Raw genomic sequence first — 23,629 nt, 5'->3', positions numbered from 1 at the left:
GCACCGGTTCGGGACGGCCGTCGCGGTGGGGCGCGGGATGGCCGGGCGATTGCAGATACTGACCGGCCATGAGCGGAAAAGGTTGCACGGCTTTAGGGGAGCGTCGCAGCGCGACGCCGGTGCCCCGCGCAGCGCCCGTGCCACCCCAGGGCGCCCGTACCCCTCCAGCCCCATAGCGAAGGGCCCCGGGACGCCGCCCGCGAGGGGGGTGCGGACGGCAGCGGGGCCCTTGGCTTTCGGCGCCGGCGTCAGGGCAGCGACGGCGCCGAGGGGGCGGCGCCGGGGGGGATGGCGCCGCTGGCTCTCAAGTTGTCCGGGGTGGGCACCCCCGCGCTCGCGGCCTGGGCCGCCTGCCGACGCCGGTGGCTCCGGCGTCCGTACGCCGTGCGGCGGTCCGGACCGCCGACGGTTGCCGTCTCCCGCTCGGGGCACGGCGTGCCGCTTTCGCGGCCAAGTTCCGGGCACGGTGTGCCGCTCTCCTGCATCGTGCTGGACGCGCCTCACCCGGCGCAACCGTTTCGACCGGATGCGGTCGGTCCCGGGCGTCCCCAGGACCGACCGCCCCATCGGATGTGACCGGGCTGCTGTCCCCTGCTGACCGGCCACAGCACCGCAGCGAGGTCCCACGACGCGGACCGCTCCAAGTCGGTCGGCGTCTCATCGCTCCGGCGGATCCGCCCACGGGCGGCGTCTACGCGTAGTCCTGCAGACCGCACCTGGCTGGCGTGGCATCCGGAACAACGAAGTTCGGCGGGGGCCGGTCACGGCGCCGTACGGGTGAGTCGTCGCCCGCGGTTCAGATCCGGCCCCGGCACAGCTCCAGCAGCGTCATCGCGAGGGCGGTGCCGGGCCGGCCGAGCTGCCCCCGGTAGTGCTCCAGCACCTCCATCTCGCGCGACAGGTTCACCCGGCGCCCGCCGGAGCCGATGCGCTCGCGCTGGATCACGGCCGAGACGGCCATGCGTTCCTGCACCAGGCCGATGATCCGGCCGTCGAGATCGTCGATCCGCGCGCGGGCGTCCGTGATCACCCCGGCCGCCGCCTCGGTGCGGGCGCCGGTGTCGGGCTTCACCGCGGCCCTGCGCGTGGCCGTGGCCGTTCCCGCGGTCTGGGCCTCGGGAAGCGCCGTCGGGTCCGTGACCGCCTGGATCGCCTGGGTACCGCTCATGTCCGTCACTCCTACGGATCATGACCCCGCAGCCGCCGTCCGCACCGTCTGCGGCCCGCCGCCACCCGCAGAAAAACCGAGCGCCCCGGGCCTGTACCGGCCCGGGGCGCCTGGGAAGTCGCTCGTCAGTTGATCAAGCAGCACGACCATGGCAGCCGGACGGGCCGGTGCCATAGGTAAAGACGAAGGTGAGCTGCTTGTACATGGCGCTCAGTATGAGCCCGTTAGAATCGAAAGTCCAACCCCTGCACCACCACCGCCGGAAGGCCGCCGAAGTGCCATCAGCGTCACCTGCTGCCGCCCCCGACGTCGTCCTGGTAGTCGACTTCGGCGCGCAGTACGCCCAGCTCATCGCCCGCCGCGTACGCGAGGCCCGGGTCTACAGCGAGATCGTCCCGTCCACCATGCCGGTGGCCGAGATGCTCGCCAAGAACCCCAAGGCGATCATCCTCTCCGGCGGCCCGTCGTCGGTCTACGCCGAGGACGCGCCCAGCCTGGACCGTTCCCTGTTCGAGGCCGGGGTCCCGGTCTTCGGCATGTGCTACGGCTTCCAGCTCATGGCCACCACCCTCGGCGGCACGGTCGACAACACCGGCGCCCGCGAGTACGGCCGTACCGACCTGCACGTCTCCAAGAACGCCTCGACCCTCTTCGAGGGCACCCCGGCCGAGCAGCCGGTGTGGATGTCGCACGGCGACGCCTGCTCCGCCGCTCCCGAGGGCTTCACCGTCACGGCCTCCACCGACATGGTCCCGGTCGCCGCCTTCGAGAACGACGAGAAGAAGCTGTACGGCGTGCAGTACCACCCCGAGGTGATGCACTCCACGCACGGCCAGCAGGTCCTGGAGCACTTCCTCTACCGAGGGGCGGGCATCGAGCCGGTGTGGACCACCACCAACGTCGTCGACGAGCAGGTCGCCGCGATCCGTGAGCAGGTCGGCAGCGCGCGGGCGATCTGCGGCCTGTCCGGCGGCGTGGACTCCGCGGTGGCCGCCGCCCTCGTCCAGAAGGCCATCGGCGACCAGCTCACCTGCGTCTACGTCGACCACGGCCTGATGCGCAAGGGCGAGACCGAGCAGGTCGAGAAGGACTTCGTGGCCGCCACCGGCGTCCAGCTCAAGGTCGTCGACGCCTCCGAGCGCTTCCTGCAGGCGCTGGCCGGCGTCTCCGACCCGGAGCAGAAGCGGAAGATCATCGGCCGCGAGTTCATCCGGGTCTTCGAGCAGGCCCAGGCGGAGATCGTCGCCGAGTCCGGCGCGGCCGGCGAGCCCGTGAAGTTCCTGGTCCAGGGCACGCTCTACCCGGACATCGTGGAGTCCGGCGGCGGCACCGGCACCGCGAACATCAAGTCCCACCACAACGTCGGCGGCCTCCCCGAGGACCTGGAGTTCGAGCTCATCGAGCCGCTCCGCCAGCTCTTCAAGGACGAGGTCCGCGCGGTCGGCGCCGAGCTGGGCCTGCCGGACGAGATCGTCCAGCGCCAGCCGTTCCCCGGCCCCGGCCTGGGCATCCGCATCGTCGGCGAGGTCACCAAGGAGCGCCTCGACCTGCTGCGCGAGGCCGACGCCATCGCCCGCGAGGAGCTGACCGCGGCCGGCCTGGACCGCGAGATCTGGCAGTGCCCGGTGGTCCTCCTCGCCGACGTCCGCAGCGTCGGCGTCCAGGGCGACGGCCGCTCCTACGGCCACCCGATCGTGCTGCGCCCGGTCTCCTCCGAGGACGCGATGACCGCGGACTGGACCCGTATGCCGTACGACGTCCTGGCCCGCATCTCCACCCGCATCACCAACGAGGTCTCCGACGTCAACCGCGTCGTCCTCGACGTGACCAGCAAGCCCCCGGGCACCATCGAGTGGGAGTGACCCCCTCGTAGGTCTCCCGCACCAGGTCAACGCCGCAGCCGTCGCTCATCAGTTTGAGCGGCGGCTGCGGCGTTGTCGGTGGGTGCGCAGGTGGTACGCGGGACGCTCTGCGGTATGGAAGCAACCACGGAGTGTGCCGCTGATCCGCGGGGTCCGAGCGGTCACGTCGAGCTGATCGACGGAGGTCTCGTCCCCAGAAGCCCGCAGACCGTCTTCCACTTACGAGCCGTACGCCTCCTGGAGTGGGCCCTGCTGGAGCAGGCGCCGGACGGTCTGGACGTCTTCCGCGAGTTCAGCGTGCTCCTGGACGAGCGCAATCGCCTGGAGCCCGACGTACTGGTGGTGCCTCTCGGGGCGGACACCGGGCCGACGCAGGACTGCCTCCGGTCCGAGGCCGTCCTCCTGGCGGTCGAGGTCGCCTCGGACGACTCCGCCGCACGTGACCGCGACTTCAAGCCCCGCATGTACGCCGCCCACGGCATCCGCCACTTCTGGCGGGTGGAAGAGGGCGGCGAGGGCTTCCCGGTGGTGTACGTCTACGAACTCGACCCCGCCACCCGGGCCTACGTGCCGACAGGAATCCATCACAACCGCCTCAGGTCGGCCGAGCCGTTCGCCCTCGACATCGACCTCACCGCGATCGACCGTTGGTGAACGTTGACGCGTGCCGGGGGGCGGAGGCCGCCTCGATCGCGGAGGCGGTGCGGGACGCCGATGTGGTGATCACGATGGTTCCGGCGTCGCCGCAGGTGGAGGCCGTCGCGTACGGGCCGGACGGCATTCTGGAGCACGCCCGCGCCGCGGCCCAGTTGGTCGCCTCGGCCGTGGCGTGCGGTGACGGGGAGCTGGATCACTCGGCGCTGCTGCGCGGTGTGCAGCGGCTCAGCGGGTACGAGGTGGGGGACGCCGAGCCGGAGTCCGCGTAGGGCTCGTCCGCTCAGGCCGGGTCCGGCGTGCGCGCGCCGTAGCGGAGGCCGTCGACGAGGAGGGTGACCATCTGCTGGGCGGGGGCGCTGTCGTCCTCGGCGGCCGGCAGGGTCAGGTTGGCCACGGCGCGCAGCAGGTCTTCGGGGTCCAGGTCCAGGTCGGAGCGGATGTGCCCGGCGCTCGCCGCGGTGTCGAGGAGAGTGCCGAGGACGGGCACGAAGCGCTGCTGGAAGTAGTCGGGCAGGCTGTCGAAGGCCGGGTCTCCCGAGTGGAGCGCGGAGCTGAGACCGCGCTTCGTGGCGATGAAGCCCGCGAAGCGCTGGAGCCAGCGGGCGAGCGCGTCGACCGGTCCGTACGCGGCCATGAGGGCCGGGGCCGCGTCGGCGCAGGCGTCGACCTCGTGCCGGAAGACCGCCGCGATCAGGTCGGCGCGCTGCGGGAAGTGGCGGTAGAGGGTGCCGGCGCCCACGCCCGCCTTGGCGGTGATCTGGCGTACGGGGGCGTCGACTCCCGAGCTGGCGAAGACCTCGGCGGCGGCGGTGAGCAGGGCGTCCGTACTGCGCTGCGCATCGGCGCGTACGCGCTTGGCGGGGCGCGCGGACGGGGTGTCCGCGCCGGCATGGCCCGTAGCGGCTGTGGGGGCCCCGTCGGCCTTCTGTCGCGCGCCCTCGCTCATGCGCCGCCTCCTCCGCCCCTGGAACGCCGTTCCGCTTACGTCGGCGTCAGCCTAACGCGCGACGTCCGACAGTGGCCACGGGCGGCCCCGCTCACCTCACTGGAGCCAGAACCGCGTCCGCTCCAGCCACACCTCCAGCAGCTCCCGGTCGCCGACGGTCTCCACACCCCCGGCGACGGCGGGCCGTCCGTAGAGGAAGAGCACCAGGTCGGTGACGGTGCCGCGGACGGCGACCGCGGCCTTCTCGTGGGTGGGGCGCCAGACGGGGGCCTCACCGGTGAGGTCGACGAACCACTCCGCCTCGGTGTCCGTGGCGTGGAAGTGCAGCGTACGGCCGGGCCCGAGCAGGACGGGCGCGCCGGGCTGCTCCTCGGCGATCTCCTCGACGGCGTGGAACCCCATCCATTCGTCGAGGGCGTCGCGCGCCACGTCCGCGTCGAGGACGTACTCCCGGCCGGCGGCGAGGGTGGCGTCGGCCCGGTGGAGGGCGGTCTCGTGGGTCATCCGGCGGGCCCAGAAGACGGGTGTCCCGCCGGGTGCCACGGTCCACACCGGCACGTCGGGCCCGGCGGCACGCAGCGTGTCCGACAGCCGGGCGGCGCCCTCGGCGAGCAGGGCGCCCAGCTCGGCCGGGTCCTCGCCGGCGAGCTTCGGTGTCTCGTTGACCAGTTCGTCGGAGACGGGTTCCGTCGACCGGGTGCCGACGATCGTCTCGACCCAGCGGTGGGCGCCGTTGACGTGGCGGATCAACTGGCCGAGGTTCCAGCCGGGGCAGGTCGGCACGGTGGTCGCCGGGTCGGTGTTCTTGACGGTGGACCGCAGGTGGTCGGCCTGGTGGACGATTTCGGCGCAGTAGCGGTCATAACTCAGGGGAGTACCGGTCGTGGCAGCCATGGGGGCACGGTAGTGGCCCGGCCCGCCGCTTCCGTAGCGAATTTCCGTGGCGGCGGGCAAGGCGGTACGGCGGTACGGCCGGGGTCAGCCGATGGGGTTGACGAAGGTGGCGGGGTGGGTGGCGCCGCGCTGGTCGACGAGGGGGCCCCAGGGCCACTTGAGGGTCAGGGAGGTGGTCTCGTCGGGCGGGGTGACGGCGACGGTCCGGGGCAGCCAGGAGTCTTCGGCGTTCTCCTTGGCCATGCCGAGGTTGAGGGTGAAGTCGGTGCTCTCGCCGGGGGCGAGGGTGATGGAGCCGTGCTGGGCGCTGGAGCGGGCCAGGGGCCAGCCGGGGCCGCCGGCGTCGGGCCTGAGGTCGATGCCGGCGAAGCCGCCGATCTTGCAGGTGCGGCTGCCCTTGTTGGTGAGCACGATGCTGGTGGTGGTGCCGCCGTCGGCGTCCGGGTCGGGGACCGCGTCCTCGCCGGTGGCGAAGACGGCCGTCAGGTTGGAGGTGTGGCAGCGCTGAACGCCGGCCGCGGCCTTGCTGCCGCCGTCGGCGTGCGAGCCACCCGCCTGCTTGCCCCCGCCCGCGCCCGTGCCGCCCGACTTGGTACCGGCCTTCGCCTCGGAACCACCCTGCGCGCTGCTGGAAGAGTTCGGGGAGTTCGCACCGTCGGCACCCGTGCCGCTGGGCTCCGCGCCGCCGACGTTCGCGGCGGCCGCCTCCGAGTCCAGGTGGGCCGCGGCCTTGGTGCCGGTGCCCGCGTCCGAGCCGGAGCAGGCGGTCAGCGTCAGACCGGCGACCGCGGTCAGGGCCGCGGCGGCGATGCGCAGGGTACGGCGGCGGACGGTACGGGCAGTGGTGTCGACGGTCATTGCGGCCCCCCGGGGCGGTCGGTCTTCCGTGGTCTCCTCGGTACGTCACCCACTCTGTCCGCGGCCCTTGGCGCGGGACTGCCGCACCGCTAACACCCGGCTAACGCCCCCGCCGCCGGAGCGAGCCGGGACGGAAAAGCGGCGACACCCCCTGTTCACCTCTACTACCGGCAGGTAGCTTCCGCTGCGAGCTGTACGTGCGTCAGGAGGAAGCCGCCATGCCCGAGCCCACGCCGTCCACCCCGAACAACCCGAACACCCCGAGCACCCCCGCCTCCGTACCCACCCCCGTCCCCACCGACCAACTGCACTTCGCCCTGCCGCCGCAGCACGCGACCGTCGAGGAGGAGCGCCGCCACCGCAAGGAACGCCTCGCGGCGGCGCTGCGGCTCTTCGGACGGTTCGGGTTCGAGGAGGGGGTGGCGGGTCACATCACCGCCCGGGACCCGGAGTTCACCGACTGCTTCTGGGTGAATCCGTTCGGGATGTCGTTCAAGCACATCACGGTCGGCGACCTGATCCTCGTCAACCACGAGGGCAAGGTCGTCGAGGGCCGTCACCACGTCAACCAGGGGCCTTCGCGATCCACGCGCAGGTCCACCGGGCCCGGCCGGATGTCGTCGCCGCCGCGCACAGCCACTCGGTGTACGGCCGTGCCCTGTCCACCCTCGGCGAGCTGCTGGACCCGATCACCCAGGACGTGTGCGCGTTCTACGAGGACCACGCCCTGTTCGACGATTACACGGGCGTCGTGGTGGACGAGGAGGAGGGGCGGCGGATCGCGGTCGCGCTCGGGCCGCACAAGGCCGTGATCCTGCGCAATCACGGGCTGTTGACGGTGGGCGACTCGGTGGACGCGGCGGCCTGGTGGTTCATCACGATGGAGCGTTCCTGCCAGGTGCAGCTCACCGCGCGGGCCGCCGGCAAGCCCGTACTGATCGATCACGCGAACGCCGTGCACACGCGGGAGCAACTGGGCAACGACCTGGTGGCGTGGATCAACTACCAGCCGCTGTACCAGCAGATAACCCGGAGCGAACCGGACCTGCTCGGCTGAGCCCGTACGGCCTCCGTAGGGCTCTCTCGCGTCCTCCGTACGGCCTCCCGACAGCCCCACGTCAACCTGCCGGTCCGCCCGTCACCGCTCCACATGCCCCGTCACCGCCCGTAAAGCCGCCCGCCCGGCTTTTCGCCCTCGTCACGTACGGCACAATTTCCTCTCAGTACGGTGGAGTTGGCGACGACTGGTGGCTGGGCGGAGCGGACGTGTCGGTGGAGACGGCGGGCGGGACGACGGGGGCGTCCGGATCGCCCGGAGGGACCGAGGGTTTCCCGGGGCCCGGGGCGGCAGCAGGCGCGCCCGGGGCGGCTGGGACAGATGGTTACGGCGGTGACTGCACCTGCGGGAAGTGCCCGCGCGGCGCTCGCGAGGGGCACCGCAGGGCGGTCGCCGCGTTCGTGGCGCTGCGCGAGGAGTACGCGGCGGGCCGCGGTGTGCCGGCCGCGCTGGCCCACTCGGCGGGCGCGGCGCGCCAGTGGGTGTCGGACGAACTGGCGCTGTCGGCCCGCGCGGTCGCCGAGCGCGCCGCCGCCGAGGGCGCGTCCTGGCTGGACGCGGTGTGGCGGCGCACGCTGCTGGTGCTGTGGGCCGGGATCGGCGTGCTGGTGCTCATGCAGGCCGTCACCGCGATCGGTACGGGCTGGACGACGCCGCGTACGGCGGGGCTGGCCGCTGCGGTGATCCTGGCGCTGGCCTTGACGGGCGCGGGGTGGCGCCACCGGGCGCGCGGCGGCCTGCTGGCGCCCCTGATCGGTGAGGACAACCGGCTCTCGACCTCGCGTACGGTCGCGGCGGGCTGGCTGCTGCTGGTGGCGTACGCCGTCCTCGTGCAGGCCGTTCACCTGACGCTGGTGACGGACGCGGGCGCGCGCGAGACGCTGGTGGACGGCCTCGAACTGCCGCGCGGCGCCGGGCTGCTCACGGTCCTCGCGGTGAACTGCGCGGTGGCGGTGCTGGTGCGCCGGGTCGTCGCCGTACGCCTCCAGGGGCGGCGCTTGCAGAAGGTGCGCGCGGAACGGCCGCGCGCCGCCGACCTGCTCACGGACGACGCGGGGCGCGGCAGCCTCACCGACACCCAGTTCCTGCTGCTGAACGTGGCCGCCCTGTCCTTCGCCGTGGTCCGCCTGGCCCGCGACCCGTCCCGGCTGCCCGACCTGCCGTGGGCGTTCGCCGTCGTCGTGGTGGTGGGCGCGGTGATGTACGTGGCGGGCAAGTACGCGGAGGGCGGCCGTCCGGTCGTGCTGTCGGTCGTCCGGGCCCGGGAGCCGGGTGACCTGGCCGCGCCCATCCGTATCGGCGACGACATCGAGATCCGCGGTACCGGCTTCGTACCGCCGGGCGCGCAGGGCGCTGACCTGCTGGCGCGTACGGTCGTACGGATCGGCGCGGTCCATGTGCACGTACCGCTGGTGCCGGTCGCCGGCGGGTTCGGCAATCCGACGGACGGCGTGCTCACCGTGCCCGTCCCGGCGGACGTCGAACCGGGCCGGGTGGAGGTCAGGGTCGTCACGGCGGCGGGCGCGGAGACGAACGCCTACACGATCGACGTTCAGGACTGAGGCCCGCGCGACCGGTGTGCGCGCGGCCGGTGTACGGGGCCGGCGCGCCGCGTTGAACGCCGGGTGACCCGCCGTCCGTACCCTTGGGGAACACCTGGCCGCGGGCACCCCACCGTCCGCGCCCGGCGGCGACGGAGAGGCGGGACGCCATGTCTCATGCGGATCGTGCGGTCGGCGGCGGCAGCGGCCTGGGCGGGGCCGGGGCGGGCAGGGGAGGCGGTCCGCGTCAGACGATGGCGCGGTACGCGCTGCTGCCGCTGCGGATCTTCCTCGGCGTGACCTTCGTCTACGCGGGCCTGGACAAGCTGACCGACCCGGCCTTCTTCGCCTCCGGCGGCACGGGATCGGTCGGCGAGCTGATGCGGCAGGTGCGGGACACCTCGGCGGTGCCCGCCCTGGTGGACCTGGCCCTGAAGAACCCGGCGGGCTTCGGCTACGCCATCGCCGCCGGGGAGTTGGCCGTCGGCATCGGCACCCTCGTCGGACTGTTCACCCGGGTCGCCGCGCTCGGCGGCGCGCTGATCTCGCTGAGCCTGTGGCTCACCGTGAGCTGGTCGGCCGAGCCGTACTACTACGGCAACGACCTGGCGTACCTGATGGCGTGGCTGCCGCTGGTGCTGGCCGGGGCGCCGATGCTGTCCGTGGACGCGGCCCTGGCGGCGCGGCGCGGCAGGCAGGGGAGGCAGTTGTTCGGGTGAGGCGGCCGCCGTAGCCGGTACACCGTCGGCCGTCGGAAGGACCCCTGAACCCGCTGACCCGGTCGCTACTCCTGCCCGCCTCCCGCCGAGGCCCCCCGATGCCGCCGTACCGCCGCCCAGACGGCCGCCGTGATGCCCGACAGGCACAGGCCCGCCGGTACGGCCAGCACCGGCAGCGCGCCGGGCAGCTCCCAGGCTCCGGCCGCCTCTCCCACGTAGGCGCCGCCCACGCCCAGCGCGGTCAGGCCGGTGAGGAGCCGGGCGGGCTCGAAGCGATGGCGTTTCACGACTGCTCTCCCGTCTGCTGCTCTCCCGCCGGCTGTTCCCTCGCCGGCTGTTCCCCCGTCCGCGGAGCGGCTCGCTCCACCTCCACCTGTCCCGCGCCCACCTTGAGGTCGAGGTCCAGCGTGCCGTGCGGCTTCTCGCCCTTCTTCAGGCCGGTCGCGGGCAGTGTGACGGTCTGGTCCTGGTCGGCCTGGAGGTTGAAGTCCTCCGGTGTCTCGCCCGGCAGCCGGACGTCGCCGAGCCCCACGTCGATGTGCAGCCGCGCGGTGACGCCGTCGGGCACGGTCACGCTGAGCTGCCCGGCGCCGACGGTGGCCTTGGTCCGTACGGTCTGCCCGTTCTCGAACGGTACGTGGCTCAGGTCCAGCTCTCCGCGCCCGGCGCCGAGTTCGTAGCTCGGCTTCACGGAGGCGGCGTCCATCGGGAGCCAGACGCGGTTGCGCCAGTCGGCGGTGATGCTGTCCGGCAGGACCGAGGCGCCCGCCAGCAGCACGGATGTGAGGACGACCATGAAGACCGCGCCGCCGCCGGTCCGCCCGAACCAGGCGCTGAGCACCAGGCCGAGGCCGAAGACGACGAGTGCGGCGGACAGCCCGGCGACGAGGGCGGTGTTCAGCGGGTGGGCGTCCGCGGCTGCCCCGCCCGTCGCCAGCCCCGCGACGATCGCCAGCAGGAACGTCCAGCCGCCGATCGGCCGGCCCGCCCGGCGGCGCCGGACCGGTGCGCAGGCCGGTGGCGCCGCGCGCCCGGCCCACGCCGTCGCGTCGGAGGTCCGGCCGGCGGCCCCGGCCGTCCCGTGTGCGGTGTGCGCCTGCTCGTGTCCGTACGGAGTGTCGCTGGGTCCCCAGAGATAGCCCACGCCGGCCGTCCCTTCCTTGGAGAGCGGGTCCCGCCACCAGGACGGGGTGTTCCGGGTGGGCGGCGCCGTCGTCTCGGGCGGCGCGTCCACGACGGTCGGTGCGGTGGCCGGGTCGGTGGTGCCCGGGCCGTCCGTGCCCTCCGCGCGGCGCTGCCGCGACCAGTAGGCCGAACCGCCCACGGCCAGCGCGAGCATGACGGTGAAGGTCAGCACGCCGCGGTTGGCGAGGGAGGTGAGGAAGTAGCCGCAGCCGACCAGCGCGAACAGCAGCGCGGTCAGCGCCGTGCCCTCGACGCGGCCGGAGAGCAGCTTGCGGCCCTCGTTCTCGTCCTCGCCGTCCTGCGGGATGAGCAGCCAGGCGAAGCCGTACGCGATCAGGCCGATGCCGCCGGAGGCCGCCAGCACGGCCAGGACGATCCGGAAGATCACCGGGTCCAGGCCCCAGTGGCGGCCCAGTCCGCCGCACACACCGGCGATCACCTTGTGCCGTCGGCTGCGGCGCAGGGGGGCCTGCGGAGCCTGGCGGCCCGGTGCGTCGGCGGGCGGCGGGGTGCCTGTGGAGCCGGACGTGGCCCCGGCGGGGCCCGTCGTCTCCTCGGCGGGCGCGGCATCGTTCATGTGCCCATGGTGGCAAGCGGGCCGGGCGGCCGGCATCCGTGGGAACCCTGGTTGGTCCCTGAGATCGCCCTGGCGGAGGGGGAGGGGGCCTCCCGGATCAGGCGCGAGTACGCGGACGGCCACCGGTCGTACCGCCCGCGGCGGCGGCGTAACGGCGGGCCAGGCGCGCGCAGGCTTCCCTGAGCCGGTCCGGCCCGACGATCTCCATGTCGGCGTCGAACCTGCCGAGACTGGCGGCCAGGGCGGGCCACGACCAGGATCCCAGGACGAGCCGGCAGCGGTCGGGACCCAGCTCCTCGACGATGCCGTCCCGGGTGTACCGGGACACGTCGTCGGCGGGCAGGGCGAGGATCACTTCGCCTCGGCAGGGCCAGCCGCCCGAGCCGTCGGCGCCTTGGAACCGGTTCAGCACGAAGGCGCCGACGTCGCCTCCGGGCAGCTCGCGCGGGGTGAAGCGGGGGCCGGTCGGGGTGCGGGGCGCGATCCGGTCGGCGCGGAACGTGCGCCAGTCCGCGCGGTCGAGGTCCCAGGCGACGAGGTACCAGCGGCCCGCCCAGGTGACGAGGTGGTGCGGCTCCACCCGGCGCGGCGGGCCCCCGGAGCTCCGCCCGTTCTCCGGGGGCGACACCGGTACGTAGTCGAAGCGCAGCACCTCGCGGGCGTGCACCGCCGCCCCGAGCGCCATGAGGACGCCGCTGTCGACCTGCGGATTCGGGCGCGCGTTCGGCGGTTCTACGGCGGTGACCTGGAGGGAGTCGATCCGGCGGCGCAGCCGTGCGGGCATCACCTGCCGGACGGTGTGCAGGGCGCGCGCCGCGGCGTCCTCGACACCGGCGCCGTTGGTGGTGGCGATCCGGAGGGCGACGGCGAGGGCGACGGCCTGTTCGTCGTCGAAGAGGAGCGGGGGGAGGTCCGATCCGGCGTCGAGCCGGTAGCCGCCGTCGGGGCCCTTGGCGGACGCGATGGGGTAGCCGAGTTCGCGCAGGCGGTCGACGTCGCGGCGTACGGTGCGCGGGCTGACGCCGAGCCGTTCGGCGAGCAGCGCTCCCGGCCAGTCCCGGCGTGCCTGGAGGAGCGAGAGCAAGGACAGCAGGCGCGCCGATGTCTTCTGCATGGTGTCCATCCTGCCCCGGGTAGAGGACACAACCTGTCCTCTACCTACGTCAAAGTGGGGCCCGCAAGGCCAAGAATCCGTGCAGACACGGCAGCTCGAAGCCGCTCCCAGAAACCGGAGCCGCTCCGTAGGGCCGCTTTGAAGCCCGCACGCACCAGGCGAGGAAGCAGATGACCGTTCTCGACACCCGCGCGCTCAACCGGGCCACCCTCGCCCGGCAGTTGCTCCTCGACCGCGCGGACCTGCCCGTTCTCGACGCGGTGGCGCACCTGTGCGGCCTCCAGGCGCAGGAGCCGCAGGAACCGTTCATCGGCCTCTGGTCGCGGCTGTCCGCGTTCGCCCCGGCGCAGCTCGACGACCTGCTGACCGGACGTCACGTCGTGCGCACCCACCTCATGCGCCGCACCGTCCACCTCCTCACCGCCGATGACGTCCTGGCCTGGCGTGGCCGCCATGACGCGATGCTGCGGCAACGGGTCCTCGGGACGTACCGCCGCGAGCTGGAAGGAGTGGACCTCGAAGAACTCGCGGCGGCGGGCCGCGCGGTCATGGCCGACGGCGAGCCGCGCTCGATGCCCGAGCTGGCCCGGGCCGTCGCCGGCCGCTGGCCCGAGCCCGGACCGCGACCGCTGGGGGAGATGCTGGTCGCGGCGCTGATCCCGATGGTGCAGCTCCCGCCGCGCGGCCTGTGGCGTACGAAGGGAGGCGTACGGAACGTACCGCTCGCCTCGTGGCTGGGCCGCGAGCCCGCCCCGCCGGCACCGAACGGCGCGGGTACGGGAGGGCCCGTCCCCGGTGTGCCCGACGCCTCCGACCCCGGTGTGCCCGGCGCCTCCGACCCCGTGGGCGAAGCCCTCGTACGCCGCTACCTGGCCGCCTTCGGCCCCGCCGCCTCCGCCGACCTGCGGGCCTGGTGCGGTCTCGCCGGGCTGCCGCGCGCCGTCGCCGCCGTCCGCGAGGAGCTGGTCAGCTTCCGCGACGAGCGCGGCCGGGAGCTGCTGGACCTCCCCGACGCGCCGCGTCCCGACCCCGGAACGTCTGCTCCGGTGCGGTTCCTGCCCGCCTTCGACAATGCGATCCTCGGCTACCAGGACCGCGGCCGGATCATCGACGACGCGCATCGCGGCCTGTCCGTAGCCGGTGAGCGGGTCGTCCTGGTGGACGGCCGGGTCGCCGCGACCTGGAAGGCCGCGGACGGCACCGTGACGGTTTTCCCGCTGCGCCGCTTCTCCCGGGCCGAGCGCACGGCGGTGGGCGAAGAGGGGGAGGCGCTGGCGGCGTTCCTCTCCGACGGGGAGAGCCGACGCGCGGAGATCGGGCCGGAGCAGGACTGAGTCCCCGCCCTTTCTGCTCGGATGGGCTCGGTTCCCGCTCGATACCGGCCCGGTTTTCGCTCGACATCTGCTCGATACCGGCTCGGTTTCCGCTCGGTTCCGGTTCGGTTCCGGTTGGGGGACGGATGTCCCGGTACGCGTTCGATGATCGCGCCCCGCCCCTCTGCGGACGGCCGGCGGACGACTATCGTTGCGCCGGACACGTGTACGGGGGGAAGCGAAGGGGCGCGGCGCGGTGACGGAGGCGGCGGTGGACGACGGGCGACTGGTCGCCGGGCGGTACCGCCTGGTGGAGGAGATAGGCCGGGGCGGTATGGGCACCGTCTGGCGGGCCCACGACGAACTGCTCGGCCGGCAGGTGGCGGTCAAGCGGCTGCACGTCTCCCCGGAACTGGACGCCGACGAGCTGGCCCGCCGCAACGAGCGCACCCGTCGCGAGGCGCAGGCCGCCGCCCGGATCAACCACCCCAACGTGGTCAGCGTCCACGACGTCGTCGACGACGACGGCCTGCCCTGCATCGTCATGGAGTACGTGCCGTCGGTGACGCTCGGCGACGTCATCAAGGAGGCCATGCTCTCGAACAGCGCGGTGCCGCCGGGCGAGGCGGCCCGGATCGGCCGTGGCATGATCACCGCGCTGCGGGCCGCGCACTCCGCCGGTGTCCTGCACCGTGACGTGAAGCCCGGCAACGTCCTGCTCGGTGAGGACGGCCGGGTCGTCCTCACGGACTTCGGCATCGCGGTCGCCACCGGGACGTCCACCCTCACCAAGACCGGCGAACTGGTCGGTTCGATCGACTACCTTGCTCCCGAGCGGGTCCGGGGCCATACGCCCGGCCCGGCCGCCGACCTGTGGGCACTGGGCGCCACGCTCTACCAGGCGATCGAGGGGCGGCCCCCGTTCCGCAAGCTCACCGCGGTCGAGACGGCGTACTCGATCGCCGTGGACCCGCTGGACCCGCCGCGCAACGCCGGTCCGCTGACCGCGCTGATCGAGGCGCTGCTGGCGAAGGAGCCCGCGGACCGCCCGTCGGCCGAGGCCGTGGAACAGGCGCTGCGCACACCGGCCGCGTACACGGACACCGCGTGGACAGGCATGTCGGGCACCCCCGGCGCCTCTGGCATATCGGGTACGTCGGGCAGCAACCCGGGCGTGGCGCGCGCGGCGGGCGAATGGGACACCGCCGGGGGCAGCGGCACCGCGGCGACGGGCGGCATGTCGGCACCGGTCCAGGACCCCCGTACGGGGACGGGCCCCTCGGCCCCGAACCCGCCCCCGAGCCCGCAGCCGGCCCCGAACAATCCGTACGCGACCCCGGTCCAGGGCCCGCCCCCCGCCGCGTACCACCCGGCGCCTTCTGCCGCGGACGGTACGGCCCCCACCGGCAGCATGGCCACCACGGGCGGCGCGGCCGCCGCGTTCCCTGTAGAGGGGCCGACCTCCCCGGTCCACCGCACGACGACCGACCCGGCCGCCCCGGGGCCCGGCTCCGGCACGAAACGCAAGCGCGGCCGCACGCTGCTGCTGAGCGCCGTCGCCGTGGTCGCCGCGCTGACGGTCGCGGGCGGCACCCTGTACGCCCTCGGGTTCGGACCGGGCGGCGGTGGGGACGCGCAGGCGTCCGACGGCGGCAAGGCGCAGCCCGAGGCGCCGTCGCCCGCCCCTTCCAAGCCCAGCGCGAAGCCCACCCCGAGGCCCCTGCCCGACGGGTACCACTGGGTCAAGGACCCGGCGGCCGACGTCACCGTCCCGGTGCCCGACGGCTGGACCCGCCAGCGGCAGGCGAACGGCAACGGCTCCACCTACCTCAACCCGAACCAGTTGGTCGGGCTGCGCATCGAGGTCCTCGACTTCGCGAGCGTCAACCCGCTCCAGCACTGGAAGGACAACGAGCGCAACGCCCTCAACGAGGGCAAGTTCCCCGGATACCAGCAGTTGCGGATGCAGGACACGGTCTTCCGGGGGCGCCCCGCCGCGCTGTGGGAGTGGCGCTGGTCGGGCAGCAAGCGTGACTTCCGCGCCGTCGACCTGGGGTTCGGCCGGCCCGGCGAGAAGGAGTACGCGGTCTACCTCTCCGCGCCGGACGCCGAGTGGGGCCGGTACAAGAAGGTCTTCGACAACGTCCTGGCCGGGTTGCAGCTTCCCGAGGACGCCAAGCAGTAGACGGGGGCAGGCCGGGTACGGGGTGTCCGGTCACCGGCCCCTTTGTCGAAAGCTCCAGCCCACCCACCTCCAAAGTTGTGACCGGTTAGGGGTGCCGTCAGGGTCGACCCTGATGCTCCGCAGCCATCCCACGTGTGACGATCGGTGTCATGACCACCGCGCCGACCCGGCCCGAGGCGAGCTACGCCACGGTGCCCGACCCCGACGACCCGCCCCTGCGCAAGCTGTACCGCAGCGCCGACGGGCGGATGCTCGGGGGTGTCGCGCGCGGGCTGGCCGGGCATCTGGGGCTGCCGGTGTCCTGGGTCAGGGTCGTGTTCATCGCGCTGTTCATGGCCGAGGGCATGGGCGCGCTGCTGTATGCGGCCTTCTGGTTCATCGTGCCGCTGGGCGTCGGCGGCGTGGACGCGGCGCGTGCCAGTGCGTCCGCCGGCGCTCCCGGACGCCTGGCCTGGGGCCGTAAGGGCGGGGCGGGCGGCCGGAAGGCCGACAAGGGGCAGATATTCGCGCTGCTCACGCTGCTCGCCGGTGCGGCCGTCGTCGCGTCGCGCTTCCAGTTGGGCCGGGCCAATGCCTACGTGTGGCCGATACTGCTGATAGGCGCGGGTGTCGCGCTGGTCTGGCGGCAGGCGGACAACGCGCGGCGCGCGCAGTGGCTGGAGATGGGCCGCCGCAAGGGGGTGCTGCCGCTCGTGCGCGGCGCGGCCGGGGTGGTGCTGGTCGGCGTCGGGGTGACCGGCATCGTCGTCCTGCAAGGCTCGGTCGGCCATCTCGGTTCGGTGCTCCAGGCGGCCCTCGCCGTCCTGGTCGGTATCGCGCTGCTCGCGGGCCCGTATCTGGTGCGCATGACGCAGGACCTGTCCGAGGAACGCCTGATGCGGATCCGCGCCCAGGAACGGGCCGAGGTCGCCGCGCATGTCCACGACTCGGTCCTGCACACCCTCACCCTGATCCAGCGCAACGCGGAGGACCCGCGCGAGGTGGCCCGCCTCGCCCGAGCCCAGGAGCGCGAACTGCGCGCCTGGCTCTACAAGCCGGAGGGCCGCGGCAAGGACGAGGAGCAGGAGCCGGACACCCTCGCCGAGGCGGTGCGCAAGTCCGCGGCCGAGGTCGAGGACCACCACGGGGTGCCGATCGAGGTCGTGGTGGTCGGTGACTGCCCGCTGGACGAGCGGCTGGGCGCGCAGATGCAGGCCGCCCGCGAGGCGATGGTCAACGCGGCCAAGTACGGCGGCGAGGGCGGCGCCGTGCAGGTGTACGCCGAGGTGGAGGGCCGTACGGTCTTCGTCTCCGTACGGGACCGGGGCCCCGGCTTCGACCTGGACGCGGTCCCCGGCGACCGTATGGGCGTACGCGAGTCCATCATCGGCCGGATGCAGCGCAACGGCGGTACGGCCCGGCTGCGCTCCGCGCCGGACGGCGGCACCGTGGTCGAGCTGGAGGCGGAGCGCCTGCCGGAGGACGGATGACGGATGATGAGGTGGCGGCACGGCGCCACCGGGCCATGAAAGCCGACGCCGATGCCGACGCCACCACCGATGCCACCACCGCAGCCAACGCCGACAAGGGACGGACGGACGAGATGAACAGTGACGCCGCACAGGACGGCCAGACCGGCGGCCCCGCCCGCACGGTGCGAGTCGTCCTCGTCGACGACCACCGGATGTTCCGTACGGGCGTCCAGGCCGAGATCGGCCGTACCGACGAGACCGGTGTGGAGGTCGTCGGCGAGGCCGCCGACGTCGACCAGGCCGTCACGGTCATCACCGCCACCCGCCCCGAGGTCGTCCTGCTGGACGTGCACCTGCCGGGCGGCGGCGGCGTCGAGGTGCTGCGCCGCTCCGCCGCGATGATGGCCGACCCCGAGCGCCCGGTGCGTTTCCTCGCGCTGTCCGTGTCCGACGCCGCCGAGGACGTGATCGGCGTCATCCGAGGCGGCGCCCGTGGCTACGTCACCAAGACCATCACCGGTACGGACCTGGTCGACGCGGTCTTCCGGGTCTCCGACGGCGACGCGGTCTTCTCCCCGCGGCTGGCCGGTTTCGTGCTGGACGCGTTCGCCTCCACGGACGCCCCGCCGGTGGACGAGGACCTGGACCGTCTGACCCAGCGCGAGCGCGAGGTGCTGCGCCTGATCGCCCGCGGCTATGCGTACAAGGAGATCGCCAAGCAACTGTTCATCTCGGTCAAGACGGTCGAGTCGCACGTCTCGGCGGTGCTGCGCAAACTCCAGCTCTCCAACCGGCACGAGCTGACCCGGTGGGCCACGGCCCGGCGGTTGGTCTGACGCAGACGGCTTCGGGAGCCTGAACCGGCCCGCGATCTCAGGCCGCCCCGTGGTCATCCCCGCAGCAGTGATCCAGGGCCGGAGTCGGAACCGGAGCGGGGGCCGGACCTGGAGGAGCTGACGCAGTCGCTCACCTCGAACCACACCACCTTCCCGATCCCGTACGGGCGCGGGTACACCCCCCACTCGTCCGCCAGCGCCGCGACCAGCGCCAGCCCGCGTCCGTCCTCGTCGTAACAGTCCGCCACCCGGGGCTCGGGCATCGCGAGACCGGCGTCGGACACCTCGACGCGTAGCCGTCCCGTGTGGAGCAGGCACCGCACCCGTACGTAGCGGCCGCGTGGAGCGCGTGAGTGGACACAGGCGTTGGCCGTCAGTTCGCTGAGCATGAGCACGGCGATGTCGGTCGCCTCGGCCTGCAACTGCCACACCTCCGCGAGTTCACGCAGGTACTTACGCGCCCGTCGCGCGCTACGGGGATGGCGCGGCAGCCACCATTCATTCTGGAGGGGGAATTTCCGTCGTTCACGGCCCCGATCCTGTCGGCGCGGGCGTACCGTCAGCAGCCGCGACGAGGGTACGCACCGGGCTGTACCGGTCGTGCCGAGGAAAGGGGGCGCGTTGTCGAAAGAACCGGCCCGTGTGCCGATGACGTGGCGCTACTGCGGTGACCAGCTCAAGCTGTGGCGTGCGCGTGCGGGGGTTTCCCGCGAAGCGCTCGCCGAAGAAGCGAATTACGACGCTGAGTACGTCAAGTCCATGGAGCAAGGGCGCCGGAGGCCGACGCTGCGTATGCTTCAGATTGCCGATCAAGTTTGTCGGGCACATGGCTTGTTGGAGTCGGCGCACGAGTACTTGAAGCCGGAGAAGTGTCATAAGCGAAGCACCGAGTTCATGGGACTCGAAGCGGATGCGATCGCGTTGTACTGGTACGAGACTCTCCTGATCCCGGGTTTGTTGCAGACCGAAGAGTACGCGCGTGAGCTGATGAGCAAACCATTCCCGCCGGTGGATGACGAGACGGTGGAAGCGCGCGTCGAGTTCCGGCTCCAGCGTCAGGAAAGACTTAAGGACGAGCCAAGCGCGCTGTTCAGTTTCGTCATGTACGAGGCGGCGTTACGTACGCAGGTGGGAGGCGCCGAGTTGATGTGGCGGCAACTCGACAGACTTCTGGAGTTGCAGAGGTTGCGTAACGTGTCGATCCAGATCCTGCCGATCGGTCGTGCTCCCTACCAGGCGCTTAGCGGACCGGTCGTGCTGCTCGAAACCGCCGAGCACGAGACATACGCATACTCGGCGGCACAGGGCGCCAGCACGTTGCAATCAGAGCCGAGCGATGTAAGCGAACTGGTCCACCTGTACGGCATGATCCGTATGCAGGCGCTGGGGGTGGAGGACAGCGACGCATACATTCGAAAGGTGGCGAAGGACCTGTGAGCACTGCGGTCGTGTGGAGGAAGTCCAGCTACAGCGGCTCCGACGCCGACTCATGCGTGGAGATAACCGTCCGCCCTGATGCCGTTCTCGTTCGGGATTCCAAGGCCGTGGACGGCCCTCAGCTCGCCATACCCGCCGGAGCCTGGGAAGCGTTCATAGGCTTCGCCACCACCGGCGCTTGAGACCCGAGCTCCGGAGGGCGGGCGTCGAGCTCCTTCTGTAAGGAACGGGTGGGTTGGGACAACCCACCCGCCCTCCCAACCCCCGCGCATGCCAGCGCGAATGACTTCTCGTGACCGGCTTGCCACTGAGCGTCGCGAGGCTCTACCGTCGCGACAGCGAGCAGCGGTTGCGCGTTGCGAGCAATAAACAACCCCGGCAGGTGCGCCAACACCGAACCGGGGTCTGACCTCCAAGATCGAAATGAGCGATCTCGTGGCTGACGCCAAACTTACTACGGCACCCTGCGCGCCCGTACCCCCACATCCCGAAGCCGCCACCGGCTACGGCAAGCGAAGCGCCCCTGACCAGGCACGTTCCCGTCCGGGCGACTTCGCCCATCTCCCCGAACGCGAGGCGTACCTCGGCGCCTTCATCGACCGGCTCCCGGACGGCGCCGCGATGGACGTCAAAACGCTCGCCGCCGCGCAGCCCCGCTACGGCCAGCAAGCCGTCCGCTCCGCCCTCACCCGGCTCTCCACGGCAGGCCATCTGCGCCGCGTCCAGGAGACCGTCGGCAACGGCCGCTCCCAGTGGGTCTACCGCACGTACTTCACCCGCACCGCCCGCGACGACGCCTGGTGGCACCACTTCCTGACCGCCGGAGCCCCCTCGCCTACACCGGCACCGGCATCAGCTCAGCCGTCCCCTGAGCCGCCCCCGCCCTCACCCCCGGAGCCGTCGCCGCCCCCGTCTTCGCCTCCGCCCCCGCCCCCGCCCCTCCCGCAGGTTCAACCGGACGAGCGACCGCTGCCCTCCCGCCGCGCGGTGCCCGCCAGCCCCGTCCCGGCCCCACCGGCCCCCTCCCCGGCGTACGCGGCCCTCGCCGCCCTCGGCACCGCCGACCCCCGCATGATCCTCTCCGCCGCCGAATGCGCGGCACTCGAAGACCTCGCCGCCGAGTGGCTGGCCCGGGGCGTGTCCAGCGCCCACCTCGTCACCGTCCTCACCGCCGGCCTGCCGCCCGAGGTGTACTCCGCAGGCGCCATCGCCCGTCGCCGCCTCACCGACAAACTCCCCCCGGCGCCGCCCCTCCCGCCACCGGACGCAGCCACCCCCACCCCCACCCGCATCCTGGAATGCACCGAGTGCGGCGTGCCGGGCCGCCCGGAAGCCCTACCCGGCGGCCTCTGTCGCCCCTGCCGAGGCGACTCACCGCCCCCGGCCCCGGACGCCGACCACCTCCGCGCCGAACGCACCCGTCACTTCGCCCACCTCGCCCGTTCCTTCTCCCGCCCCCGCTCGACCCGCGACACGACGCAGCGCGTCGGCAGCGGCAGGAACCCGTAGACGAGAACCAGTTGGGTGGCGGGGAGGAAGGACCGCCGGGGCCCCGGCCGGACCGTTCCCGTGCTCGTCCCCGCACCCACCCGTGCCGGGGTGCTGACCGCACCACGGCCGGGGTGCTGGCCCCATCGTCCGCACGGCCCCCGTCCGGAAGAGTCGAAGCCGTACCACCCGACCGTCATCACCACCGCTACGGAGGACCCCATGAAAGCCCTGCTCTGGCTGTTGCTCGCCGTTGGTCTGATGGGCAACGTGTTCGTCAACATGATGGTCGGAGACGGTGTGAAACAGATCCTGCTGAGCGTGGCGTGCGGCGTCGTTGCGCTCGCCGCGGCCACCGGCCTGTGGCTGAGCCGCGAACGCCGTGCCTGACCGGCCTCCGCCCCCCTGCCTTCCGCCTCCTGCCTCCTGGCCGGTCAGCCCGTGAGAGTGGTGAGCCAGCCGGTCAGCAGACGGTTGACCTCCTCGGGACGTTCCTGCTGGACCCAGTGGCCGCAGCCGTCGAGGAGGTGGGAGGCGGTCAGGCCGGGGAGGGTGGTCGGGAAGGCGTCGATGGCGTCGGACATCCAGGTGGTGGAGGCGTCCAGGGTGCCGCCGATGAACAGGGACGGCTGCTCGATCGGGGCGCCGCGGTGCGGGGCGAGATCCTCCCAGTCGCGGTCCATGGCGCGGTAGCGGTTGAGTGCGCCGGTCATGCCGGTGCGCTCGAACTCCGCCGCGTAGACGTCGAGATCGTCCTCGGTCAGCCAGGCCGGGAGGGCGCCGACGGGGAAACGGTCGCGCAGCCGGCCGCCGCCACGGGCGACGAAGTGCGGATCGGGCTCCCCCTGGGCGGGCATCGTGTCGGCGGACAGGGCGGCGTAGAAGCCGGCGAGCCAGCCCCGGACATCGGGCTCGATCTCCGCCTCGGCGCGGCCCGGCTCCTGGAAGTAGGAGACGTAGAACTCCTCCTCGGGACCGCCGATCTGGCCGAAGACACTGGTGGGACGGGGGCCGCCGGGCGGCGCGTACGGGACGCTCAGCAGGCCGACGGCGCTGAAGACCTCGGGACGGAGCAGCGCGGACGTGGCCGCGATGGTGGAACCCCAGTCGTGTCCGACGATCACCGCGTTCTCCTCGCCGAGGGCGCGCACGACGGCGACGTTGTCCTCCACCAGGTCGAGCATCCGGTACGCGTCGGTCGCCGCGGGCTTGGAGGAACGGCCGTAGCCGCGTACGTCGATCGCCACCGCCCGGTAGCCGGCCGCGGCGAGGGCCGGGAGCTGACGGCGCCAGGAGTACCAGGACTCGGGGAAGCCGTGCACGAGCAGGACGAGCGGGCCGGTGCCCTGCTCGACCAGGTGCAGGCGGCCGGCCGGGGCCTCGACGGTGCGGTGGCGGAATGCGGCGGACGGCTCGGTCTGCATGGGTCTGCTCCTCGGTTCGCGGACGGACGTGGATACCCGTCGATCATGCGGCGCGGCACCCGCCCGGCGCGATCACCGTTGCCAGCCTGGCAAACTTGCAGGTCAGGGCGGCAGAGCCGGACAAGTTCGGAAGGCGAGGGCAAGGGTGGCGGGAACGGTGGCGGGGAGGGCGACGGGGGACGACGTGGCCGTGACGGCGGCGGGGAGGGCGACGGGCGGCGACGTGGCCGAGACGGCGGCGGGGAGGGCGACGGGCGGCGACGTGGCCGAGACACTGGCGGCGATGGGCCCACGGCTGCGCGCCGCACGCGAACATCGCGGCGCCACGCTCACCGGCGTCGGCTGTGCGACCGGCATCTCACCGAGCACGCTGTCGCGGATCGAGACCGGCCGCCGCAAGCCCACCCTGGAGGTGGTGCTGCTCCTGGCGAAGGAGTACGGCGTCTCCCTCGACGAGCTGGCCGGCACCGCCCCCGCCCCTGCGGCCAAGCCCCCCGTCTCCGCGCCCCAGCGGTTCGGTGACGACAAGGTGGTGCTGCCGCTGACCCAGTACGTCGGCGGCCTGCACGCCCACAAGCACGTCCTGCCCGCCGCCGAAGACCCGTCCGCTCGGCCGCGCCAGGTCTCCCACGGTGGCTACGAGTGGCTGTGCGTCCTGTACGGACGGCTGAGGCTCGCACTCGGCGGTCAAGATCTCGTCCTGACCGCCGGGGACGTGGCCGAGTTCGACACCCGCACCCCACACGGAGTCGCGAACGCCGGCTCCGACGGACCGGTCGAATACCTGATCATGTTCGGCCCCCAGGGAGAGCGCCTACGCCCACGCACCCCGCCCGCCCCCGTCCCCCCGACCCGCTAGCAAGCAGAACCACCGCTCCAGCCCCGGACGTTCCGCCTCCGGACGTCCCGCGTGCGGG

Annotated in this window: 22 protein-coding genes and 2 pseudogenes; 15 read left to right on the top strand and 9 right to left on the bottom strand. The window is 72.8% G+C overall.

What is annotated here, in order from left to right:
• Positions 1–796: 796 nt before the first annotated feature.
• Positions 797–1,168 carry a chorismate mutase gene (locus EJG53_RS15860; protein WP_125045391.1) on the bottom strand — a complete coding sequence of 124 codons (372 nt, stop codon included), beginning with the start codon at positions 1,166–1,168 and terminating at the stop codon, positions 797–799.
• 275 nt (positions 1,169–1,443) lie between these two features.
• On the opposite strand from EJG53_RS15860, the gene guaA reads away from it, so the two are divergent.
• The 3 genes and pseudogenes from guaA to EJG53_RS15845 all read left to right on the top strand — a co-directional run.
• A complete protein-coding gene (gene guaA, locus EJG53_RS15855; RefSeq protein ID WP_125045390.1) occupies positions 1,444–3,030 on the top strand; it encodes a glutamine-hydrolyzing GMP synthase in 1,587 nt (528 codons plus the stop codon).
• Between the two features lie 114 nt (positions 3,031–3,144).
• The gene (locus EJG53_RS15850; protein ID WP_125045389.1) at positions 3,145–3,684 is read left to right on the top strand and encodes a Uma2 family endonuclease; all 540 of its coding nucleotides are present in this window, start codon (positions 3,145–3,147) and stop codon (positions 3,682–3,684) included.
• 17 nt (positions 3,685–3,701) lie between these two features.
• A pseudogene (locus EJG53_RS15845) lies at positions 3,702–3,845 on the top strand (NAD(P)-binding domain-containing protein); the annotation flags it as partial.
• A gap of 122 nt (positions 3,846–3,967) precedes the next feature.
• On the opposite strand, the gene EJG53_RS15840 reads toward EJG53_RS15845, so the two are convergent.
• The 3 genes from EJG53_RS15840 to EJG53_RS15830 form a co-directional block, all read right to left on the bottom strand.
• Positions 3,968–4,633: a TetR/AcrR family transcriptional regulator gene (locus tag EJG53_RS15840; protein ID WP_125045388.1), complete on the bottom strand. Its 666-nt coding sequence runs from the start codon at positions 4,631–4,633 to the stop codon at positions 3,968–3,970.
• 96 nt (positions 4,634–4,729) lie between these two features.
• A complete protein-coding gene (locus tag EJG53_RS15835; protein WP_125045387.1) occupies positions 4,730–5,527 on the bottom strand; it encodes a maleylpyruvate isomerase family mycothiol-dependent enzyme in 798 nt (265 codons plus the stop codon).
• Positions 5,528–5,611: 84 nt separating this feature from the next.
• Positions 5,612–6,385: a DUF4232 domain-containing protein gene (locus EJG53_RS15830; RefSeq protein WP_125045386.1), complete on the bottom strand. Its 774-nt coding sequence runs from the start codon at positions 6,383–6,385 to the stop codon at positions 5,612–5,614.
• A 218-nt stretch (positions 6,386–6,603) separates the two neighbouring features.
• On the opposite strand from EJG53_RS15830, the pseudogene EJG53_RS15825 reads away from it, so the two are divergent.
• From EJG53_RS15825 to EJG53_RS15815, 3 genes and pseudogenes are all read left to right on the top strand, one after another.
• A pseudogene (locus EJG53_RS15825) lies at positions 6,604–7,442 on the top strand (class II aldolase/adducin family protein).
• A 209-nt stretch (positions 7,443–7,651) separates the two neighbouring features.
• Positions 7,652–9,004 (top strand): hypothetical protein, encoded by a 1,353-nt coding sequence (locus EJG53_RS15820; RefSeq protein ID WP_371858687.1) that lies wholly within the window; start codon positions 7,652–7,654, stop codon positions 9,002–9,004.
• A gap of 149 nt (positions 9,005–9,153) precedes the next feature.
• Entirely contained in the window at positions 9,154–9,702 is a 549-nt protein-coding gene (locus tag EJG53_RS15815; protein WP_371858686.1) for a DoxX family protein, read from the top strand.
• A gap of 65 nt (positions 9,703–9,767) precedes the next feature.
• Here EJG53_RS15815 and EJG53_RS15810 read toward each other — a convergent pair whose 3' ends face one another.
• From EJG53_RS15810 to EJG53_RS15800, 3 genes are all read right to left on the bottom strand, one after another.
• The gene (locus tag EJG53_RS15810) at positions 9,768–9,989 is read right to left on the bottom strand and encodes a hypothetical protein (RefSeq protein ID WP_125045384.1); all 222 of its coding nucleotides are present in this window, start codon (positions 9,987–9,989) and stop codon (positions 9,768–9,770) included.
• A complete protein-coding gene (locus EJG53_RS15805; RefSeq protein ID WP_244955158.1) occupies positions 9,986–11,464 on the bottom strand; it encodes a PspC domain-containing protein in 1,479 nt (492 codons plus the stop codon). Before EJG53_RS15805 ends, EJG53_RS15810 begins: the two co-directional genes overlap by 4 nt.
• Before the next feature lie 97 nt (positions 11,465–11,561).
• On the bottom strand, positions 11,562–12,578 hold the full coding sequence (locus EJG53_RS15800; protein ID WP_125045382.1) for a helix-turn-helix transcriptional regulator: 1,017 nt from the start codon (positions 12,576–12,578) through the stop codon (positions 11,562–11,564).
• Between the two features lie 170 nt (positions 12,579–12,748).
• Between EJG53_RS15800 and EJG53_RS15795 the strand changes: the two genes are divergently transcribed.
• From EJG53_RS15795 to EJG53_RS15780, 4 genes are all read left to right on the top strand, one after another.
• Entirely contained in the window at positions 12,749–13,912 is a 1,164-nt protein-coding gene (locus EJG53_RS15795; RefSeq protein ID WP_125045381.1) for a winged helix DNA-binding domain-containing protein, read from the top strand.
• A 235-nt stretch (positions 13,913–14,147) separates the two neighbouring features.
• Entirely contained in the window at positions 14,148–16,076 is a 1,929-nt protein-coding gene (locus EJG53_RS15790; protein ID WP_125045380.1) for a serine/threonine-protein kinase, read from the top strand.
• A gap of 149 nt (positions 16,077–16,225) precedes the next feature.
• Positions 16,226–17,545 (top strand): ATP-binding protein, encoded by a 1,320-nt coding sequence (locus EJG53_RS15785; RefSeq protein ID WP_125045379.1) that lies wholly within the window; start codon positions 16,226–16,228, stop codon positions 17,543–17,545.
• 113 nt (positions 17,546–17,658) lie between these two features.
• Positions 17,659–18,363: a LuxR C-terminal-related transcriptional regulator gene (locus EJG53_RS15780; RefSeq protein WP_125049393.1), complete on the top strand. Its 705-nt coding sequence runs from the start codon at positions 17,659–17,661 to the stop codon at positions 18,361–18,363.
• A 53-nt stretch (positions 18,364–18,416) separates the two neighbouring features.
• On the opposite strand, the gene EJG53_RS15775 is transcribed toward EJG53_RS15780, so the two are convergent.
• Positions 18,417–18,854: an ATP-binding protein gene (locus EJG53_RS15775; protein ID WP_125045378.1), complete on the bottom strand. Its 438-nt coding sequence runs from the start codon at positions 18,852–18,854 to the stop codon at positions 18,417–18,419.
• A 130-nt stretch (positions 18,855–18,984) separates the two neighbouring features.
• Between EJG53_RS15775 and EJG53_RS15770 the strand changes: the two genes are divergently transcribed.
• From EJG53_RS15770 to EJG53_RS41115, 4 genes are all read left to right on the top strand, one after another.
• Positions 18,985–19,800, top strand: coding sequence for a helix-turn-helix domain-containing protein (locus tag EJG53_RS15770; protein WP_307721683.1), 816 nt, complete (start codon positions 18,985–18,987; stop codon positions 19,798–19,800).
• The gene (locus EJG53_RS42465; RefSeq protein WP_307721682.1) at positions 19,797–19,982 is read left to right on the top strand and encodes a DUF397 domain-containing protein; all 186 of its coding nucleotides are present in this window, start codon (positions 19,797–19,799) and stop codon (positions 19,980–19,982) included. The genes EJG53_RS15770 and EJG53_RS42465 overlap by 4 nt, the downstream gene beginning before the upstream one ends.
• A gap of 253 nt (positions 19,983–20,235) precedes the next feature.
• On the top strand, positions 20,236–21,309 hold the full coding sequence (locus tag EJG53_RS43345) for a MarR family transcriptional regulator (RefSeq protein WP_125045377.1): 1,074 nt from the start codon (positions 20,236–20,238) through the stop codon (positions 21,307–21,309).
• 201 nt (positions 21,310–21,510) lie between these two features.
• The gene (locus EJG53_RS41115) at positions 21,511–21,678 is read left to right on the top strand and encodes a hypothetical protein (protein ID WP_167515114.1); all 168 of its coding nucleotides are present in this window, start codon (positions 21,511–21,513) and stop codon (positions 21,676–21,678) included.
• 44 nt (positions 21,679–21,722) lie between these two features.
• Here the strand turns inward: EJG53_RS41115 and EJG53_RS15755 are convergent, their stop codons facing one another.
• Positions 21,723–22,712, bottom strand: coding sequence for an alpha/beta hydrolase (locus EJG53_RS15755; RefSeq protein WP_125045376.1), 990 nt, complete (start codon positions 22,710–22,712; stop codon positions 21,723–21,725).
• A 283-nt stretch (positions 22,713–22,995) separates the two neighbouring features.
• On the opposite strand from EJG53_RS15755, the gene EJG53_RS15750 reads away from it, so the two are divergent.
• Positions 22,996–23,571: a helix-turn-helix domain-containing protein gene (locus tag EJG53_RS15750; protein ID WP_125049390.1), complete on the top strand. Its 576-nt coding sequence runs from the start codon at positions 22,996–22,998 to the stop codon at positions 23,569–23,571.
• Positions 23,572–23,629: the final 58 nt, after the last annotated feature.

It is taken from the genome of Streptomyces chrestomyceticus JCM 4735 (assembly GCF_003865135.1).
Taxonomy (GTDB): domain Bacteria; phylum Actinomycetota; class Actinomycetes; order Streptomycetales; family Streptomycetaceae; genus Streptomyces; species Streptomyces chrestomyceticus.
This window is presented reverse-complemented; position numbering and strand designations above follow the sequence as displayed.